The 330-nt window shown below is 35.2% G+C and carries 1 protein-coding gene; it reads left to right on the top strand.

Annotated elements, in window-relative coordinates:
- Positions 1 to 330, top strand: a 330-nt coding sequence (locus LOK41_RS28740) for a DDE-type integrase/transposase/recombinase (RefSeq protein WP_241819473.1), incomplete at both ends; no start/stop codon positions are given.

Here is a 330-nt window from a genome sequence, read left to right as displayed (position 1 = left end):
ATATACCTTTATAAAAAGGTTAGTGAAAACGTTTGGAGAACCAACGGTTCTAACAACAGATAAAGCACCAGCATTACTTTGTGCATTCAAAAAATTAAAGGAACAAGGCTTTTATAAACGTACAACTCATTGTACAGTCAAACATTTGAACAATCTCATCGAACAAGACCATAGACATGTAAAAAGGCGTTTTGCCAAATCTGCAGGATTTCAAAGTATTCGTCATGCTTCACGTACCTTGAAAGGCATTGAAACCGTTCATGCTCTATATAAACGAAAACGAAGTTTGCAACAACCAAACTTCGTTTTTTCGACGTACAATGAATTACA

The sequence above is a fragment of the Bacillus sp. TL12 genome (genome assembly GCF_022625245.1).
Taxonomy (GTDB): domain Bacteria; phylum Bacillota; class Bacilli; order Bacillales; family Bacillaceae_G; genus Bacillus_A.
The sequence above is the reverse complement of the archived record's forward strand: the minus strand, read 5'-3'. Positions and strand labels throughout refer to the sequence as shown.